The 18,804-nt window shown below is 29.6% G+C and carries 18 protein-coding genes; all 18 read right to left on the bottom strand.

Features of this window, described 5'->3' with window-relative positions:
- Positions 1 to 129: 129 nt before the first annotated feature.
- The 18 genes from metK to C4B24_RS04050 all read right to left on the bottom strand — a co-directional run bounded on the left by metK (position 130) and on the right by C4B24_RS04050 (position 18,571).
- The gene (gene metK, locus C4B24_RS04135; protein ID WP_131599512.1) at positions 130 to 1,257 is read right to left on the bottom strand and encodes a methionine adenosyltransferase; all 1,128 of its coding nucleotides are present in this window, start codon (positions 1,255 to 1,257) and stop codon (positions 130 to 132) included.
- 618 nt (positions 1,258 to 1,875) lie between these two features.
- On the bottom strand, positions 1,876 to 2,406 hold the full coding sequence (locus C4B24_RS04130) for a hypothetical protein (RefSeq protein WP_131599511.1): 531 nt from the start codon (positions 2,404 to 2,406) through the stop codon (positions 1,876 to 1,878).
- Positions 2,407 to 2,489: 83 nt separating this feature from the next.
- Positions 2,490 to 4,298: a PTS sugar transporter subunit IIC gene (locus C4B24_RS04125; protein ID WP_131599510.1), complete on the bottom strand. Its 1,809-nt coding sequence runs from the start codon at positions 4,296 to 4,298 to the stop codon at positions 2,490 to 2,492.
- 1 nt (position 4,299) lies between these two features.
- Positions 4,300 to 4,644 carry a hypothetical protein gene (locus C4B24_RS04120; RefSeq protein ID WP_131599509.1) on the bottom strand — a complete coding sequence of 115 codons (345 nt, stop codon included), beginning with the start codon at positions 4,642 to 4,644 and terminating at the stop codon, positions 4,300 to 4,302.
- A gap of 477 nt (positions 4,645 to 5,121) precedes the next feature.
- A complete protein-coding gene (locus C4B24_RS04115) occupies positions 5,122 to 5,418 on the bottom strand; it encodes a PTS sugar transporter subunit IIB (protein WP_168388352.1) in 297 nt (98 codons plus the stop codon).
- Between the two features lie 146 nt (positions 5,419 to 5,564).
- Positions 5,565 to 5,894: a PTS lactose/cellobiose transporter subunit IIA gene (locus C4B24_RS04110; RefSeq protein ID WP_131599507.1), complete on the bottom strand. Its 330-nt coding sequence runs from the start codon at positions 5,892 to 5,894 to the stop codon at positions 5,565 to 5,567.
- Entirely contained in the window at positions 5,884 to 7,098 is a 1,215-nt protein-coding gene (locus tag C4B24_RS04105; protein ID WP_131599506.1) for a MupG family TIM beta-alpha barrel fold protein, read from the bottom strand. The genes C4B24_RS04110 and C4B24_RS04105 overlap by 11 nt, the downstream gene beginning before the upstream one ends.
- Positions 7,099 to 7,346: 248 nt before the next feature.
- The gene (locus C4B24_RS04100; protein WP_246005080.1) at positions 7,347 to 8,984 is read right to left on the bottom strand and encodes a PTS transporter subunit EIIC; all 1,638 of its coding nucleotides are present in this window, start codon (positions 8,982 to 8,984) and stop codon (positions 7,347 to 7,349) included.
- The gene (locus C4B24_RS04095) at positions 8,984 to 9,229 is read right to left on the bottom strand and encodes a hypothetical protein (protein WP_131599505.1); all 246 of its coding nucleotides are present in this window, start codon (positions 9,227 to 9,229) and stop codon (positions 8,984 to 8,986) included. Before C4B24_RS04095 ends, C4B24_RS04100 begins: the two co-directional genes overlap by 1 nt.
- Before the next feature lie 165 nt (positions 9,230 to 9,394).
- On the bottom strand, positions 9,395 to 10,111 hold the full coding sequence (nagB, locus tag C4B24_RS04090) for a glucosamine-6-phosphate deaminase (protein WP_131599504.1): 717 nt from the start codon (positions 10,109 to 10,111) through the stop codon (positions 9,395 to 9,397).
- 124 nt (positions 10,112 to 10,235) lie between these two features.
- Positions 10,236 to 11,339, bottom strand: a complete 1,104-nt coding sequence (gene nagA, locus C4B24_RS04085; RefSeq protein ID WP_131599503.1) for an N-acetylglucosamine-6-phosphate deacetylase — start codon at positions 11,337 to 11,339, stop codon at positions 10,236 to 10,238.
- Positions 11,311 to 12,027 (bottom strand): hypothetical protein, encoded by a 717-nt coding sequence (locus C4B24_RS04080; protein ID WP_131599502.1) that lies wholly within the window; start codon positions 12,025 to 12,027, stop codon positions 11,311 to 11,313. The genes nagA and C4B24_RS04080 overlap by 29 nt, the downstream gene beginning before the upstream one ends.
- 107 nt (positions 12,028 to 12,134) lie before the next feature.
- Positions 12,135 to 13,529 carry a phosphopyruvate hydratase gene (gene eno, locus C4B24_RS04075; protein ID WP_131599501.1) on the bottom strand — a complete coding sequence of 465 codons (1,395 nt, stop codon included), beginning with the start codon at positions 13,527 to 13,529 and terminating at the stop codon, positions 12,135 to 12,137.
- A 606-nt stretch (positions 13,530 to 14,135) separates the two neighbouring features.
- The gene (locus tag C4B24_RS04070) at positions 14,136 to 14,621 is read right to left on the bottom strand and encodes a PTS sugar transporter subunit IIA (protein WP_131599500.1); all 486 of its coding nucleotides are present in this window, start codon (positions 14,619 to 14,621) and stop codon (positions 14,136 to 14,138) included.
- A 110-nt stretch (positions 14,622 to 14,731) separates the two neighbouring features.
- The gene (locus C4B24_RS04065) at positions 14,732 to 16,765 is read right to left on the bottom strand and encodes a PTS transporter subunit EIIC (RefSeq protein ID WP_168388351.1); all 2,034 of its coding nucleotides are present in this window, start codon (positions 16,763 to 16,765) and stop codon (positions 14,732 to 14,734) included.
- 133 nt (positions 16,766 to 16,898) lie between these two features.
- The gene (locus C4B24_RS04060) at positions 16,899 to 17,249 is read right to left on the bottom strand and encodes a hypothetical protein (protein ID WP_131599498.1); all 351 of its coding nucleotides are present in this window, start codon (positions 17,247 to 17,249) and stop codon (positions 16,899 to 16,901) included.
- Between the two features lie 13 nt (positions 17,250 to 17,262).
- Positions 17,263 to 17,775, bottom strand: coding sequence for a tRNA (cytidine(34)-2'-O)-methyltransferase (locus tag C4B24_RS04055; RefSeq protein WP_131599497.1), 513 nt, complete (start codon positions 17,773 to 17,775; stop codon positions 17,263 to 17,265).
- A gap of 85 nt (positions 17,776 to 17,860) precedes the next feature.
- A complete protein-coding gene (locus C4B24_RS04050; protein ID WP_131599496.1) occupies positions 17,861 to 18,571 on the bottom strand; it encodes a GntR family transcriptional regulator in 711 nt (236 codons plus the stop codon).
- Between the last annotated feature and the right edge of the window lie 233 nt (positions 18,572 to 18,804).

The following is an 18,804-nucleotide window of genomic DNA, read 5'->3' as shown; positions in this document are numbered from 1 at the left end:
AACTCGAACTCATTTCAAGTCCGAATCTTTAATATACAATTTTTGTATAATTTATTTATAACTGTAAAAGTGTTGCACTTTAAATTACAATGAAGAAACTAGGACTAATGTCTTAGTTTTTAATTAAATTTATTTAATTGAATTAATTAATTCTTTTGTTTTATTTGTTTTTTCTCAAGGTAAATTTAAATCTTCTCTACCAAAATGCCCAAATGTAGCAGTTTGCTTATAAATTGGTTCTCTAAGTTTTAAAGAATCAATTATTGCCCCTGGAGAAAGATCAAATACTTTATTTATGGCATTCAATATTTCTTCTTCAGTATATTTAGAAGTCCCAAATGTATCAATAGAAATGGAAATTGGTTTTGAAATACCAATTGCGTATGACAACTGAATCTCAACTTTATTAGCAAGTTTTGCAGCAACTATATTTTTAGCAACTCATCTTGCTGCATATGCTGCAGATCTATCAACTTTTGTATAGTCTTTTCCAGAAAAAGCACCACCACCGTGACGACCAGCACCCCCATAAGTATCAACAATAATTTTTCTCCCTGTAAGACCTGTATCACCAATAGGACCTCCTATTATGAATTGACCTGTAGGATTAATGAATACATTAAAATCTTCATTAAGACCATATTTTCTAATAGTTGTTTTCATAATATTTTCTAAAATAAATTCTTTAAACTCTTTTTCATTGTAATCTTTAGAATGTTGAATTGACATTAAAACTGTTTCAACTTTTGGTTGAGTTTCAGCATAATTAATTGTTACTTGTGCTTTCATATCTGAACCAGCAAACTTAAATTCTTTTGATAGTCTTAATTTTTCAGCTAATTTAACAAGTTCATGCGATAGAACAATTGGTAGAGGCATTAATTCCTTTGTTTCATCAGTTGCAAAACCAAACATGATACCCTGATCTCCAGCACCTATTTCTCCACCTTTTTTATCAACTCCTTGATTTATATCAGGTGATTGTGAATTAACGTTAGAAATAACTGTAAAATCGTTTTCTGAGTAACCTAATTTTAACAATACATCTCAAGCGGCTTTAACAACGTCAACATAAGCTTTCGTTGTTATTTCACCCCCAATTATAATCATTCTATTAGAAGCCATAACTTCACACGCAACCCTTGAATCTCTATCTTGCCTTAGGCATTCATCTAAAATAGAATCTGATATTTGATCACAAATTTTATCTGGGTGTCCAGCCCCTACAGATTCTGATGTAAATAATTTTTTCGACATAATAAAACCTCCCTTTATTTTTATTTTAAGAGAGGAGTGAATTTAAGTAACATGTTATCTTTTATGATCTCACTCTCCACCTTCTGCTTACACAGGGTTGGCTCGCTTCATAGCTGCTAAGCTCCACGACTCTCAATGTTTTTATTTGTCTAAATTAAGTATATCAAAAAAATAATCACTTTTTATCTATTAATATTAAATTAAAAATATTTATTCATTTTAATATGTTTATAGCCTATGAAAATAAGTCTATAAAATTAACAAGGTGGTCAAAAATAAGGAATACACTATTATTAAATTCAATAATTAAAAGTACAAAAAATTAATAAAATTAAATTTATATAATATAAACGATATAAAAAAACAAGATAATTTTATCCTGTTTTTTTATATTTAAAATATTCAAAGTATGTGATAAATAATTAAAATTACTTCATTATTGCTAAAATAATAATCGTTATGACTATCGTAGTTAAAGTAGTCAATAATATAATTCATCAAGTATATTTCATTCATGGTTGGATATCTCTTTTAACAATTTTTCTTCATCTGTACCATGTTCAAAATAGTAAGAAAAGAATTATTAAAAAACCGGATATATACATCAAAATATTTACACTATTCATTTATAACCACTCTTTCTAAAGCGCCAATCATTATTTTTAATTCTTTTTTTGCATTACGTTTAAACATAATTTTTCCTAATTTACCATTTAGTCCTGCAATAGTTCTCATTAATTTTATTTCATGCGTAATTTTTATTTTGATACTATCATTTTTGGATTTAATTTCATATCTATAAATATGAAATTGATCTTGACTTTTACTAATAAATTCAACCAGTTCATTTTCTCTTCACTCAGTTATAAATGTTTTGGATTTGGGCTTTTGCAAACGATACCCAGGAAAAAGTTTGACACCTTTTGTATATTCATCTTTTTTAAGAATATCCTTCATTATTACATCAAAAACATTTTCATCTTTTGCTAAAATATTTTTAGAAACTGAACAACCACTTTTTCTAGCATATTCTGCAGTAACTGATGTATATATCTCTTTATTATATTCATCTATTAATTTATCGAAATCACTTGATTTTTTGTCATTGATTTTAGAGTTATATTTATTTCTTAAGCTTAAATCTTTCATAAAATAATTATATATAAAAAAGCTAAAAAACCCTAACATAAAAAAATAAAAAAACTAGGCAATGCCTAGTTCAATAAAATAACTTATGCTGTTTTTACAGAATTAGTATCTTCGTTGATTTTTAAGTTTTTTTCTTCGTTATTTGCTTTATATTTAAGCATTAACACAAATGGTGTTCATAATGCTGTGGCAATCGCGAAGTTTACAACAGCTAATACAAATCCTCATGGAGAAGCTGAAGCAATTAATCCACCAAATCCAACAGGAATTGTTCAAGGTATTAATGCAATAACTTTTGGAACTCCAAATCATTGTATTCCCATGTATGTAGTTACTGTAAGAATTGGCATAATTAGCATTAAAGGTAGAATTAACATTCAATTCAATACTAATGGATATCCAAATGTTACGGGTTCGTTAATTTGGAAGAACCCTGGAGCAATGGCAAATTTAGAAACTTCATATTCTGCTGAATCTCTTTTACCAAATGCTAATGTTGCAACTAATAATGGAAGAGTTGCACCTCATCCACCGATGAAGATATAAGCGTCAAATGTACCTTGTACAAATACGTTACTATCACCATTGATGTTATTTGCTAATAAAATCAATCAAATTGGAGCAAAAGCACCATTGATAATATTTGTTCCATGTAGTCCAAAGAATCAAAATAATGAGATTAATACTACATATAAAATAGCAATACCTAAACCACCGTATTGGTTAGATGCTAACCCTAAAAATGGGGCAACAACTCCAGCATATATTAATGATGTAAGTGTTGCTCCTCCGTGTAATGCAATATCAATTTGTGTTGATTGTTCTACAATACTCTTAACAGCAACTAGTGTTGCAGGTGTATAAGCACCAGCACCATTTTTAAATGCTAAATTAGTAACATCTTTAACATTTTCTGTACCTTTGATTCCATGTAAAAGTTGTAAGAAATCTTTATCAGATGTAGTTTTAAGATTTTGAAGTGTATTTAGCATTTTTTTGAATGCGGCAACAGTTTCAGAACTTGCACCTGAATTTGCAGCACCTAAAACAGTAATATCTCCTGCAGGAGTTTTACCTTGTAAAACAAGTGTAGTAGCTCCACCTTTCAATAAAATTGAGTGATCAATACCAGCTCCTTCAGCAGGAAGTGTTCTATTCACCAATGGAGATGAAGACACACCAGAAAATGGTATTCACACAATTCAGTTAATTCCACAAATTATTAATAATGTAAAAATAACTGGGAATAATTTTGCGAATGCCTTTGAAACAGCAGGTGGAACCCCACTTGGCATTTTAATTGCCAATTTATTTCCTTTTGACATTCAACAATATAATTCTGTTGCAATCATTGAAACAATAATTGCTGAAATTAGTCCTCTTGCACCAATTCAATACATCCCACCTTCTCATGTTGGGGCTTTGTTTGAGTCTCATGGTACATTAAGCATAAGGTTTGTAACACTTAAAAATGCTGCGATACATAATAACCCCGCTATTTCAGGAGCTGTATTTCCTCTTGATCTACTCAAGAAGAAACCAATCCCAAATGCAATATATAATGACATACAATTTATTGTACCTACTTGTAGATATAAAAAGTATCCTTTAAAAAGTTTTAAGAATGTTAAATATCCACCTTGAGGAACAAAATCATTCCATGCTACAAATAATCCAGATAAAGAACCTTTACCTCCCGCATCTGAAAAAACAACACTACGCATTAAAACAGCCATAGCACCTGCAATTATAATTGGTGTAAATATAGCAAATGCATCACGAATTGCTGACAGATGTCTTTGATTACCTAATTTACCCACTTTTGGAATAAGTTTTTCGTTAATCCAATTTTTAGTTGAATTAAGTTTATTCGAATTTTTTACTTTTGACATACTAATGTAATGCTAAGGTAACTACAATAAGGATAAATAGTGCAATCAATAGAATAAATGCACCATAAGCAAATATAGTTAACCCTAGCCCCCCTTTCCTTCAAGATGAAAAATTCTCTACATACACTGATGTAATAGAAATAGCAATTTGAACCACTAATATGATTGCAGAAACGATTAGTAATGTTTTACCTAATCCAGGATTATTTGTACCAGGTTGAAAACCTACAGCAACTCCTGCAAAAATACCTAAAATAGTCATAAATGTTAATAGAGAGTAAGCTGGTCTATTTAATTTTTGATCAAATTTATCAAAGATATTTCTTAAAGAACTTGATTCTTTCATTTTTTCTCCTTTTATTTTAATAAAAATAAAATTATGGAATTCAATATATAATAATTTAAAATATATGGAATTACACATTTCGCCTTTATTGTATTCGATAATGTATTTAGAATACATAATAATTATAACTCTTATTAATAAATTTGTATATATAAATTTAGATATGCTAATCCTCAATATATCATCATTGCTTTTTATTAACCAGATTCCAATTTTTTTAATTAATTTTATATCAATATAAGACAAAATTTTATAAATTTATCATTATTAATATTTTTTAAATTTACTTCAATTAAGAAAAAAATATTTTTATAAAATAACAAAATTTCGCAACAAAATATTTATAGATAACATAGATATTAATTCTTGACTAAAATAATAAAAAAAGACGAAATATAAATCGTCTTTAATATCTATGTAATTTTAGTGGTTTATTATAAATATAAATCCATACATTCTTCAAAAATATTGTTAAAATTATTTATTCAATTCTTCTAAAGCAATATTAACAACTTCTTCACCCTTAGCTAAAGCATAGTATTGTGGTGCAATAACAATAACTGGTTTTTCAGTAATCTCTTTAAATCCAGCAAGCATATACCTAACTTGTGGCCCTAGCATAACAATATCTCATTCTTCAGTTACACCTTTTGCTTCGTTTGAAGACATAGCTCTAACTGTACCTTCAATATTGTTTGCATCCATATAATCTTGCATTGACTTCTCTAAAAGTGAAGTTGACATCCCTGCTGAACACGCTAATAATATTTTCATTTCTATCTCCTTTTTTATAAAATACATCAATAAACTTTTGAGTTTATTTTATCTTTCTGCCTTAATTCTCTATATATATTATAACCCAATAAAAAATGAGAATAAAATAAGAGAATAATTACAATAAAAGCACAACACTTCCTGCCTTATTTATCGAATTTTTTATACATTTCAATCATTTCACCAACAAGTAAAATAAGTGTTTGAGTTGTTAATAATTGATCTTCTGCATGTAAAAACAGTACTTTAAATTCATGGTTTACACCTTGTGCCTCTTCAACAATTACATCCATGTGTGCGTGTGAAGCTTGAGCAATTTCATCATTTGATTCCTTCATCTTTTTAGCGGCAGCTTCATAATCTTTATCCTTTGCTAAATATAAAGCTTCCATTGCTGATGATTTAGCACCACCAGCTTTTGTAATAATTTCAAAAGAAACCCTTTCGAAATCTATTTTAGATTTTTTATCTGACATTTTTTTCTCCTTTTTTAATAATTTTAAATCCTCTACCAGGTCTTGCAAATTCTAATAAATTATGATCGAATAGTGATATTTTACCTACATAATTTCTTTTCCCTGTATAAGGAATCCTTTTTGTAATGATATGTAGTTCACCTTTATATCTATTATATTTTTCATTTAATATAACAATATCTCCTGGTTCAAAAAATTCCTTATCATTTTTTTTAGGTTTAATAATTTCTTCCTTAAATATAATTCTTGAATATGTTGATCTTATAAAATATTCATTTACATCCTGCCTATTATTATGAGGAAAATTAAATAAAATAGCCTTTTCAACTTTTGTCAATTTTTGCATATCCTCAATTTCAAAAATTAATGTAGGATTCTTACCAATGCTAGTTTCAACATATTTATTTAACTGATTTTTTGATACCTTTAACTTTTCATAAGATTTTTTATTCAAAACAAAATTAGAATTAAATAATAAATCCTGAACTACTTTAAATTGTTCTTCAGTTACACCTTGTTCTGAAAAAATAATGTCGTCAACAATATCCATCGCCATATAATGACGCACTTGTTCAGAAAGTGTCTTACCTCTATGAATTTCTAGTGTAGGTATACCGTCATTGACATCCCATGGTCCAACAACACCTTCTTGATTTCTTGGTAAAGTTATAAATGATGCAACTTTGGTACCCATTTTTTTATATTCACTTGATAAATTAATGAAATTTTTTATACCTAACCCTGTATATTCCATTGGATAGAAATTATGACAAGCTATTAAATTCTTGGCAATCCCACCTTTTTCTATAGTTTTTGTCATTGTAGTTGTTCCTGAAGAAGCATTTAGCTCTACGGTTATATTTTTGGAAAGTTCGGACTCAACTTCTCCATTAAAGTCCTCATCTAATCTAATGCCTGTAGCACCAACTTTTTTGAAAAAATTATATTCAGTATATTCTAATCCAAGACTTTTATAAACTGTAGGAGATACATCAACAATAACTTCCATTCCCATTTTATTAGCAAAAGTTAAAGTTTGTTTTAGAGCCCCTAATTTTTCTATGCCTTTTCCAGTATTATTTATTTCTAATAAATTGGCAAATACCCTTCTAACACCATATTTGTGAGCCAACTTTATATAATCAATCGTTTCTTTTACACCCGTTTTACTGGGGTAAATACTTATCCCTATTCTTTTTTTCATATACTTATTATAAACCTTTTAAAACTTGTATATACAATTTTTTTAATAATTAAAAACCTGGGTTAAATTAAAGTTCAAAATATTGAGTTATGAGTTAAAAATCACTTTATTTTATTTTAGAATAAAAATAAAACACAATCCGAAGATTGTGTTTTAGTAAAGAAAGAGATTACATGTGTCTCTTAATTTCTTCACCCATCATTTCAACTTTAGGTCCAATAATAACTTGGTAACCTTTAGCACCAATCTTAATTGTCCCCCATAGCAATAGTTTTTTTAACTTGTGCATCGTTGATTTTTGAACTATCTTTAAGTGTGAATCTTAAACGTGTAGCACATCATTCAAGATGTTCAATGTTTTCAGATCCTCCAATACCTTCAAGAATAGTTTTTGCGTCTTTAGTGTATTTATTATCACCAGATGCTATATTAGCTGGCATATCTTCTGCATCAGCTTTTTCAATTTTGTTACTTCCTCTACCAGGAGAAGAGATATTGAATTTTCTAATTAATAATGTTGCAAGACTGAAGTATGTTGCAGCTGCAGCAGCACCAATAACGAAAATTCACGCTGGGTTTGCCATAACTCTTTGAATTCCTGATCATCCATCGTATGCAACGTGTGCATCAATAATTTGCATTGATTTTGGAATTGATAATGCATAATCAACTAAACCAGCTGAGAATCCAAATCCTAATTGAATACCGAATATTCCTGTAATAAATCCAAATACTCCTGTAAGAATAGCATGCATCCCGAATAAAGCAGGTGCTAAGAATAAGAATGAGAATTCAATTGGTTCTGTAATACCTGTAAAGAATGAAACGATTGCTGATCCAAATAATAGTGAAGCAACACGTTTTTTCTGTACATCTCCATCAGCATTAAATCAAAAGGCAACTGCCAATGCTGGAAGACCAAACATCATGATTGGGAAGAATCCTGATTGGAATGTTCCGGCATTTAATCCATGTAATGCTCCTGAAGAATCTTTTTGAACTGCAGCAGCATTTAAGAATCCAAAGATATCACCATGTACATCAGATGCTCCACCAGTAACACTTTGGTAATCTCCTAATTGGAATCAGAATAATGTATTTGGAATGTGGTGTAGTCCAAATGGAATTAATAGACGATTAAGAATACCGTAAGCACCCATAATTCCAGCATTTGCTCATCTATTACCAGCACCTTTTTGCATAGCATTAGATAATTGATAAATTGTATAACCAATTCATGGGAAGATAATTGCTCATAATACAATAAACATTGTCCCAATAATAAATGAAAGAACTGGAATTAATCTTCTACCTGAAAAGAATCCAAGAACTGAAGGTAATTCAATACCATTAAATTTATTATAAATAAAAGCGATAAGTCCACCTACAACTATACCGTTAAGTACATTTTCAGCTAAAATAGCATTATACTTATTACCGAATAGAGAATGGAAACCTGTTCCGCCATTTCCTCCACCAAGATTTAATGTTCCATAAATCTTGTCAACCATATCGTAGTTACCAAATTTTCCGCCTTTAGTTGACATAAGAACTGTCATTAATACCATAATAACAAAACCAGTAATAGCGGCTTCACCACGAGAATCTTTTGCCAATCCAAATGCAACCCCAATTGCAAATAAGAATGGTAATGCTCCAAATACGGCATCTCCTGATCCCTGAATGAAAGCATGTACGAATGATGCAAAAGCTGTTGCATCCCCGATTTGTGCCCCTACTCTTAATAGAATAGCAGCCATTGGCATCATAGCGATTGGGAATAATAACGCTTTACCAATTCTTTGTAATCCAGCTAATATCCCTAAGTTTTTCTTTTTAGGTTTTAGGGATTTTGATTTTTTATCATTTCTTGCGATTGATGTCATTATTCTTCCTCCCTTTTCTTAATCAAGAATCTAGCGATTGTTGTAGTTAAAACAGAAGCGAATAAAGAAAGTGTAAACAATAATCCAGTAATAGCATTTGTATTTTGTGACCATCCACTGTGTTGAGCAGCTAATGAAGCACAAATTACAAATACAAATAATAGAACTAAAGTAACTGATCATAGAGCGACCTGTACTCAATCTAAAATTCCCATACCTGCAATAACAGATTGTAATTTTTTCATATTTTTTTCCTCCGAAATAATGTCTTAATAAAAAACGCACTAAAGCATTTAATTTAGACATATATATTATATAGTATTTTTTCCAACTTGTATATATAAAAAATACCATAACTATTTAAATATTAAAAAAAACTATCAAATAGCATGAAATGATAGTTATTAAAATTATTTATTTAGTAATCTTGCTGCAGCCTCATCAACTAAAATAATAGCATTTGAATGCTTCTGTAAGAAAGATGCAGGTACATCAGTAGTTATTTCTCCTTCTACTAAATCTTTAACGGCTTGGGCTTTTGTTTCCCCAGAAGCAATTAAAAGTATTTCCTTAGCTTTCAAAATTGATCCAATACCCATTGAAATAGCAGTTCTAGGAACATCATTTGCTGATTCAAAGTATCTAGCATTAGCCTTAATTGTTGAGTCAGTAAGATCAACTTGACCTGTTTCGCCATTCTCAGATGAACCTGGTTCATTAAATCCAATATGAGCATTTGTTCCAAGTCCTAATAATTGCAAGTCAATCCCACCTGCTTTTAAGATAGCATCGTCATATCTTTTACCTTCGATTACTGGGTTAGCCATACCAGAAGGGACGTGTGTATTTGCTTTATCGATGTTTATCGAATCAAATAAGCGATTGTTCATATAAAATCTATATGACATTTCGTGTGTAGATTCTATATTTGAATACTCATCCAAATTAAATGTTTTAATTGAACTTCAATCTAAGTTTTTTGAAACTAGAATTTTATAAGTTTCTTCTGGTGTCCCACCTGTTGCTAGTCCAAGAACTGCATTAGGTTTTGAAATTACTTTTTTAGATATAATTTCTGCAGCTTTTTGAGACATTTCTGCATGATTTTTTACTATAATTACTTTCATTTATTTCTCCTTTAATACAATAAGTCATTATTATTATATTCCATTTTTTGATTTTTATTTCATTGTTAATTAACCATTATTTAAAAAATAAAATATAAAAATACACATATAGTGCATTCTATTTTTAAACCATCTTAATTCCATCAACATAAACAGATTGAATATCAAAGGTATTTTTATCTAGGACTACAATATCAGCTTTAAACCCATCTTTTATTTGAGCAATTTCATTATCTCAACTTAAATTTTTTGCAGCGTTATAAGAAGTCATTTTTACAATATCTTCAAGATTGTAACCAAGGTTTTTCAAATTCATAAACTGATAATGCATTGTTGAAGCTGAACCCGCAATTGTATCAGTCCCCTTAAGTTTAATAACAGCGCCTTTTTTTATAATGGGGATACCTCCAGAAATTGACTCTCCATCCGGTAATCCAGCTGGTCTAATAGCATCAGTTACAAGAATAACCCTATCAACTCCTACAGTTTTTATGGTAAATCTCAATGTAGCTTCGTCAACATGAACAAGATCCGCAATTAATTCAGGCATATTATTTTCATTAAATATAATTGCTTCTGCAGCACCAGGATTTCTATTAGCAACACCTGACATAGCATTCCATAAATGTGTACAAGTATGACCTCCAGAATTAATAGCTGAATTTATTTGTTCAAAAGTACCATTTGTATGGCCAATAGTAGGCATAACACCTCTCTTAATCATTGCTTCTGTAAATCCTTCAGGACAAACTTCTGGTGCATAAGTTATCTTCTTGATTCTCCCATTTGCAGCATTTTGATATTTATCAAGTTCTTCAATTGTTGGTGCATGAAGACACTCTGGTCTATGGGCACCTTTTTTATCCAAAGAAATTCATGGACCTTCTATATGGAAACCAGCAATTTTTGCACCTTGTGATTTAGCTGCTGCATTGAATTTAAATGAATCAACAATTGTTTCAATTTCAGCAGTCATCAATGTTGAAAGATAAGTTGTTGTTCCGAATTTAACTAAATTGGCTGAAATCCTTTCTACAGCTTCTTTAGAATCCATTGCATCATCACCCATACAACCATGAACATGAGTGTTAATAAATCCAGGAACAACAACTTGTTTTGCATGCCCCTCTTTTTCTATTATATTTTTAATTATCCCATCTTCTATTAATATATCTGCATTTTCAATTGTAGAATTATGATTAATTATTTTTACATTTTTTAATAACATTTTTCGCCCTCTTTCTTAATATAGAATTTATAGTTCTGTTCAAAGTTTCCTGATCATGAATTTTCAATAGAAAATTGCCATCATTTGTTTTGAATTCAAAACCTGTTTTAGTATGCTTATATTTAATTATATTTTTAAATAGTATTTTTTCAACAGAATCTTTTGTTTCAATTATAAATTTTTTATTTGAAATAAGTAAAATCCCAGTTGATTTAATTTTTCAATATTTCTTATTGGTTCAAATTTGATTTTTATTACTAATTTTAAAATTAAATTGCGTGTCTTGTTCTATAAAAAGATTACATTTTTTAAATCTTGCATTAACATGTTCCCCAAACATTAATTTATGATTAGTATCCAATATTTTAAGAGTTCTTTCAGAAGAAAAAATACGTTCTTCGATAATTAACAAATCATGTTTTTCCATTTCATTTAAATTTAATTTACATCTTTTTATTATTTTATGAAGTTTATCCAAAGTTTCCCTTGAGAGTATTTCATTATTTTTTGAAAATCACTGAGAAACAACTAAATGTAAATATCACTCTTTTGCATCTCTATCTTCATTTTCGAATATTTTATTAATCCTTTTTGAAGAGAGTGTTTCTATATTTTCAGAATTTAAAATTGTTCTATATTTTGCCCAAATTAAAGGCCTTAGTGCTAAATTATACTTTCTCTTAAACATAATAAAATTATATAAGAAAAATGGAATAAAAACTCACAACCTCGGAATGGTCATGAGTTTTATTATATTGTTTATTTTATATGCGTCATAAATTATAAAATTATTTATTAAACATTTCTTTTAAGGTTGTGGAAAGTTTTTTCTCCATCAAATTCAGCAGTAACACCAAGTTGTTCTTCAATTGCTAGAAGTCTGTTGTATTTAGCAATTCTATCTGAACGTGACATTGAACCAGTTTTGATTTGTCCTGTATTTAGACCAACTGCTAAATCAGCAATCGTTGTGTCTTCTGTTTCTCCTGAACGGTGTGAAACTACACATGTAAATCCTGCTTTATGTGCTAATTCAATTGTATCCATTGTTTCTGAAACTGAACCAATTTGGTTAAGTTTAATTAAGATTGAATTTGCTGAATTTGCTTTAATACCTTTTTTAAGGATTGCAGCATTTGTTACGAATAAGTCATCACCCATAACTTGAAGTTTGTTACCCATTTTTGAGTTCATTGCTTCGAAACCAGCTCAATCTGTTTCTGCTAAACCGTCTTCAATTGAAATAATTGGGAATTTTTTAACTAATTTACCTAGGTAATCAACCATTTCTTCTGTTGTGAATTCAACTTTTGTTTTATTCATTGCAGCAGAAGTAAATCCTTTTTGTTTTGATTCAATTGCTGCTTTTAATTTACCAAAAGTATAAATTCCTGTTTTTTCATCATATAGTTCTGAAGATGCAGGGTCCATTGCAATAGCGATAGCACCTGTACCTTTAGTAGCTGGTTTGTAACCTGCTTCTTTAATAGCTTCAACTAGGAATTCAAGCGCTTCTTCATGTGATTTTAAGTTTGGAGCGAATCCACCTTCATCACCAACTTGTGTTCCGTGTCCAGCTTTTTTAAGAAGTTTTGCAAGAGTATGGAAAGTTTTATTTGCCATTTGTAATGCTTCTTTAAGAGTTGTAGCTCCTACAGGCATAATCATAAATTCTTGGAAATCAATTGTGTTTGAAGCATGTTCTCCACCATTGATAACATTTAACATAGGTACTGGAAGTTTTCTAGCGTTTGTTCCACCGATGTATTTGTATAGAGGTAAATCAAGTTCATCTGCTGCTGCTTTAAGAACTGCAAGAGAAACTCCTAAAATTGCATTTGCACCTAATTTTGATTTGTTTTTTGTTCCATCAAGTTTAATCATAGTCATATCGATTAATCTTTGTTCTGTTACTTCAATACCTACTAGTGATGGTGTAATTTTATTGTTAACATTGTTAACTGCAGTCATAACACCTTTTCCACCAAATCATGCATCTTTAAGTGCTTTTGAAGCACCTTTTACTGAACCATCTCTAAGTTCGTTTGCTTCTAAGATACCTGTTGATGCTCCTGAAGGAACCATTGCTGATCCGTATCCACCAAGTTCTGTTGTTACTTCTACTTGGATTGTTGGGTTTCCACGTGAATCTAGAACTTCTCTAGCGTGAATGTTTGAAATTGCTGACATAAAGTCTCCTTAATTTTATTTTTTATTTTTATAAATAGTACTATGCATAAAATATGCAATAAAATTATACTCCAAAGTTCTTTTTTTAGTCATATAAATATTGATAATCAGTAAATAAAAAAAGTTGAAATAAATGCAAACAGTAAAATCCGCATATTAGATTAAACAAGGAGAAATAAATTCTATAGTTTAAAAATAAAGAAATCCAGTTTTATAAATAAAAATAGTGACATCTTGCAATCCATTCAAAATAAAACTATTAATAAAAATAAATATAATATCGAACCATACAGATGGAAATAATTTATATTAAAGTGAGATTAATAACCAACTAAAATAAGAAAGAAAACGGAAAAACCAAAAACGAAGATCTCCTTAGTATTCCAACATATATATTTATATTGATAATCCGGCAAGGCATCAAAAAAATAAATACCTAAATTACTTGAATAAGTAAAAAATGTGTTATTAATTTAACGACATATTGAATGATACATTATGAAAAAATACATTAAAAAAACGCCAACAAATGCTAGCGCTAATCTAATTTAAAATATAAAATTTATTTTAAATGTTAAAAATCCTTTTTTAATGTAATTAATTAAATTATTTAATTTCAATAAGTTCAGAATCTGTTGTAACATCACCTTTATTTAGAAGAATGTTTGTTTCTCCTTTTGTTTCTGGTGTAACAACAATTATAGTATCTGTTGTTGGGGCATTTTTAGCAACAAAGTCTAAATCAACTTCAACCATTAATTCACCTTGTTTAATTTTTTGACCTTGTGTTACTGCTGGTTTAAATCCCTCACCTTTTAGATTTACTGTATCTAAACCAATATGCACTAATACTGAAACCCCTTCTTTATTTGTAATACCATATGCGTGTCCTGTTGGAAAAACTGTTGTAAGTATTCCAGAAATAGGAGCGTAGAATTTCCCTTCTGATGGAGAAACAACAACACCATCTCCCATCATTTTTTCTGAAAATACACCATCTTTAAGTGATTTTAATGTTTTTGCCTTACCTTTAACTGGTGAATTTATTGCACCTGAATCTTTAGATTTTGAAAATCTTGAAAATAATCCCATATACTTCTCCTTAATTTTAATATTTATTAGTCATATTTAAAATATGCTTATTAATTATATAAGAAAAAGATTGGGTTTTACCCCAATCTTTAATTATTAAATCAAAAAAGTTATTTTTTGAAACTATTTTTTAGTAGTTGTAGTTTTTTTAGCAACTGGTTTTTAGCAGTTGTAGTTTTTTTAGCAACTGGTTTTTTAGCAGTTGTAGTTTTTTTAGCAACTGGTTTTTTAGCAGTTGTAGTTTTTTTAGCAACTGGTTTTTCTTCTGTTACTTTTGGTTTTTCTTCCACAACTATTTTTGAAGTTCTAGGAAGTTTTTTAATCGAATTATGTAGTTGTTCCGCTTGTGGTCCGAATATAGCTTGAACATGCTTGTCAGAAACCCTAACAATACCAACTGCACCAACAGCTTTCAATGCTGCCTCATCAACTTTACTTCCGTCTTTAACATCAAATCTTAAACGTGTAGCACAATTAGCAGTTGAAGTTATGTTATCTCAACCACCGTATCCTGCAACAATACCCTCAGCAATTGGATCGCTTTGTGTATCTCCGTTTTTATTTTTATAATCAGCTTTTGTAAATAATTTAGTATTATTACCTCTACCAGGTGTTTCTAAATTGAATTTTTTAATTGCAAAAAGGAATACTGAGAAATAAATTGGGATTAGTCCTGCTCCAATAACGAATGCTCATCAGAAATGAGTTCCTTTTGCGAATGGTAAAATACCATAAATAACCATATCAATCATTCCACCTGAGAATGTCATACCAATATGAGATCCTAATATGTTCATTAACATAAATGAGAATCCAGCCATTAATGCATGGAATCCTCAGAATAATCATGGCGCTAAGAATAAGAAAGTAAATTCTAATGGTTCTGTTACACCAGTAGTAAATGAAGTAAGTGCCGCTGGTAATATTGTACCAAGAGCCATTTTTCTATTTTCTTTTGGAGCTGCCATAATCATCGCCGCTGCTGCAGCTGGCAATCCAAAAATCATGAATGAGAATTTACCTTGCATAAATCTACCAAGATTAAGACCAAGTTGTTCTTTCATAAATATAAATACTTGAGTGCTTTGTGCGTGTCCATGAGCATCTACTCATTTAATGTCATTGAATTTTAATCCTGCCATAGCAATTCATAATGATGAGTCCCCAGTTTTTGAACCAACTGCATCTTTAATTTGAGTTAATTGAGTAGCATCAATGTGTCTTGTTGCATTTGCTCAATCTGCGTATGAAGTATTAAAATCTCCCCCTGCATTTGATCATCATAATGGTGCATAAAACACATGATGTAAACCAAATGGAATTAAAGAACGTTCAATAAATCCAAACACGAATGAATCTAAACCGGCTGGGGCTTTACCTGATACTTCCCCGAATTTTGCCAATCCATATCCTATTCATGGTCAAAATAATAAGAAACCAAATGTTAGAGGAATCATTAAAATGATTACCACAAGTGGTACAAATCTCTTACCACCAAAGAATGAAATAATGTTTGGTAGTTTAATTGTATGGAATTTATTATAAGATCAAGCAGTTAATGCTCCAACTAAAATCCCTCCAAATACTGATGTTTGTAGCGAACTAATTCCTAAGTTAGAACCTACAAGTTGTTTCATTTGCACGGCGTCACGTCCTGCTCCTGCAAATAAAATTTTATATCCAACAACTTGTTCCCAAGCTTTTGAACCAGTGTTATATGTAAATCCTTGAAGATCTGAAGCACTAGTTGACTTAGGTGAAATTGTTTCCGGTGTAATAAATGGTGATTGCAGCGTTGAGAATGTTAAATAACCAATTATTGCGGCAAATACAGCGACACCAGCTTCTTCGGTGAATGCAACAGCAATCGCAGCAGCAAATAATATTGGCATTGCTGAAAATACAGGAAGACCCATATTTGAAACAAATTTACCAAAAACTTCTAATCCGTGGTTAGAACCAGAATGAGAAGCAATTGCTGCACCTACACCTAAGAATAATCCAGCAATAGCCATAACAGAAATAGGTAGCATGAAGGCACCAGAAATTTTTGATAAAAATTTCTTGATTCCACCTTTTCCATTATTCACTTTTGCTTTTTTCTCTTTTTTACCAGAGAATGTTTTTGTAAGTGAAAAATTCATATTTTCCTTTCGTTTAATTTTTTTAATCATTTTATATAGAGTCGGTATTTTATACCTATGGGAATTATACACCAATTGTGAAATACAAGGTGATTTATATATACAACCTACTAAAAAATAAAAAAAATGGACATTAGTCCACTCATAATTTTATTGGTTGTCCAGTTAAAAAAGCTATACCAATAATTATAAAAACTAAACCAAAAAATATTGGTGCAAATAATTTCGTTCTTTCCCAAGGAGGAAGAAACATACCTGTTTTTTCATATTCATTAGTTGATTTAGGATTTTGTTTTTTAAACTCAATCATTTGTTTCTTTTTGTATTCCTTAGCATTTTTCTTTGTTTTGGAATAAAAAGAGAATATTGCTAATGCAAGAACAATAAAAAGAGCACCAAAAATATAATCAGATGTTCCGTTTTTGAAAAAAGTTGTGGTTTCAATCTTCCCTGAATGCATTACTATTAATTCAATTTTATTCATTTATTGCTCCTCGCTATTTAAGTATTCAATCCTTACCTTTTTGAACTTCGAATTTAGATAACCCCTCATAATTTCGTTGTCTTGATATTTCATAAGATATCAACATAACTGTATTTGCTAAATTTAATGATCTTTCATGCGCAACCATTGGTATACGAACACACATATCAAGTTTCTTTCTCATTATTTCTTTTGGGATACCCGTTGATTCCCTACCAAACATTATAAAAATATCTTCTTCATGTTTAGAATAATCAGGAGTTGAGTGATATTGTTGACCATATCTTGTAATGTAATAAATAGTCTCGTTACCATATTTTTTTTCAAATTCTTCATATGAATCATGAACCTCATGTTCAATATCACTTAACAATCTTCCTGCAGCTGGCCTCTTTAAATATTTGGGTCTAAGCTCAAAAGCAATAGGTCTAATAATATGTAACTTAGCTCCTACAGCTGAACAAGTACGAATGATATTACCTGTGTTGGGTGAAATTTCTGGTTGATATAAAACTACATTTAGCATTTTGTACTCCTTTTAAAATTAGTTTAATAATTTAATTATAAATAAAAAAATGGGATACCCATTAAATTTATGCATATTATTTAATTTAAAGAATTATTTCTTTTCTTGCTCTAATATGTAAGACATCTCTTCTTACAACTCTAATAGAAGTTTCAAGCAATTTTTTACCTATGAATAATTGTTTAATTGAAATTACAGGATTAAAATTTCATCCTAATTCCTTGCTTAAACTTTCCATTATTTTATCGTGATAAACAAAATATTCTATTTTTTTAGAAGTGGGGATTAATGCATATTCTATTAAGGATTTTGTAAATGCTTTTGTCACATTCTCTTTTGAAATAATAGAAAGAATATCGTTACATAAATAAGTTACTTGCCCAGCAACTAATCCTTTATCATCGTAATATTTTTTAAAGAATGTTGAAGTATCTTCTAAATTAAAGTTTTCAATAAAATCTTGATTATTAATAAAATTATTTGTTAAATCATCAAAATGGTCTTTCCTTGTAATATCATCAATCCATACAATATCGGTATTTGTAGCATGAAATTTTGTGGTGTTTGACTCAAACAAGGTTTCCATACCAGAATTAATAATTGTGTATCCCCTACCTTTTTGTGGTTTTAAAATACCAGCTCTAACAAATGCTCCCAGTGCTTGCCTCGCCGTTATTCTAGAACAGTTAAATTTTTCAGCAATTTTATTTTCAGAAGGTAAAATTTCTCCTTCTTTTCATTCCTTTGAAACAATTTTTAGTAAAACGTATTTTTGTATATATTCTTTTATAGTCATATTATAATTTTATCAAAAAAACATAGCTTAGATGACTTATTCATTATTAAAAAAAAGTCACTTACAAATAAAAGGGTATAACTAGTTATTTACTTTATACTTATTATTTGCAATAAAAAAAGAACAATAAAGTTCTTCCTCGATTGAAATTTAAAGTGCAACACTTAGAGTTAAAATTTAAGTGAGGCACTTTTCATATGCAATTATCCAAAATAGGCAAATGAAAAGTCCCT

The organism is Mycoplasma marinum, from assembly GCF_004335975.1.
In the GTDB taxonomy this organism is placed as follows: Bacteria; Bacillota_I; Bacilli_A; order Mycoplasmatales; family Metamycoplasmataceae; genus Mycoplasma_K; species Mycoplasma_K marinum.
This window is presented reverse-complemented; position numbering and strand designations above follow the sequence as displayed.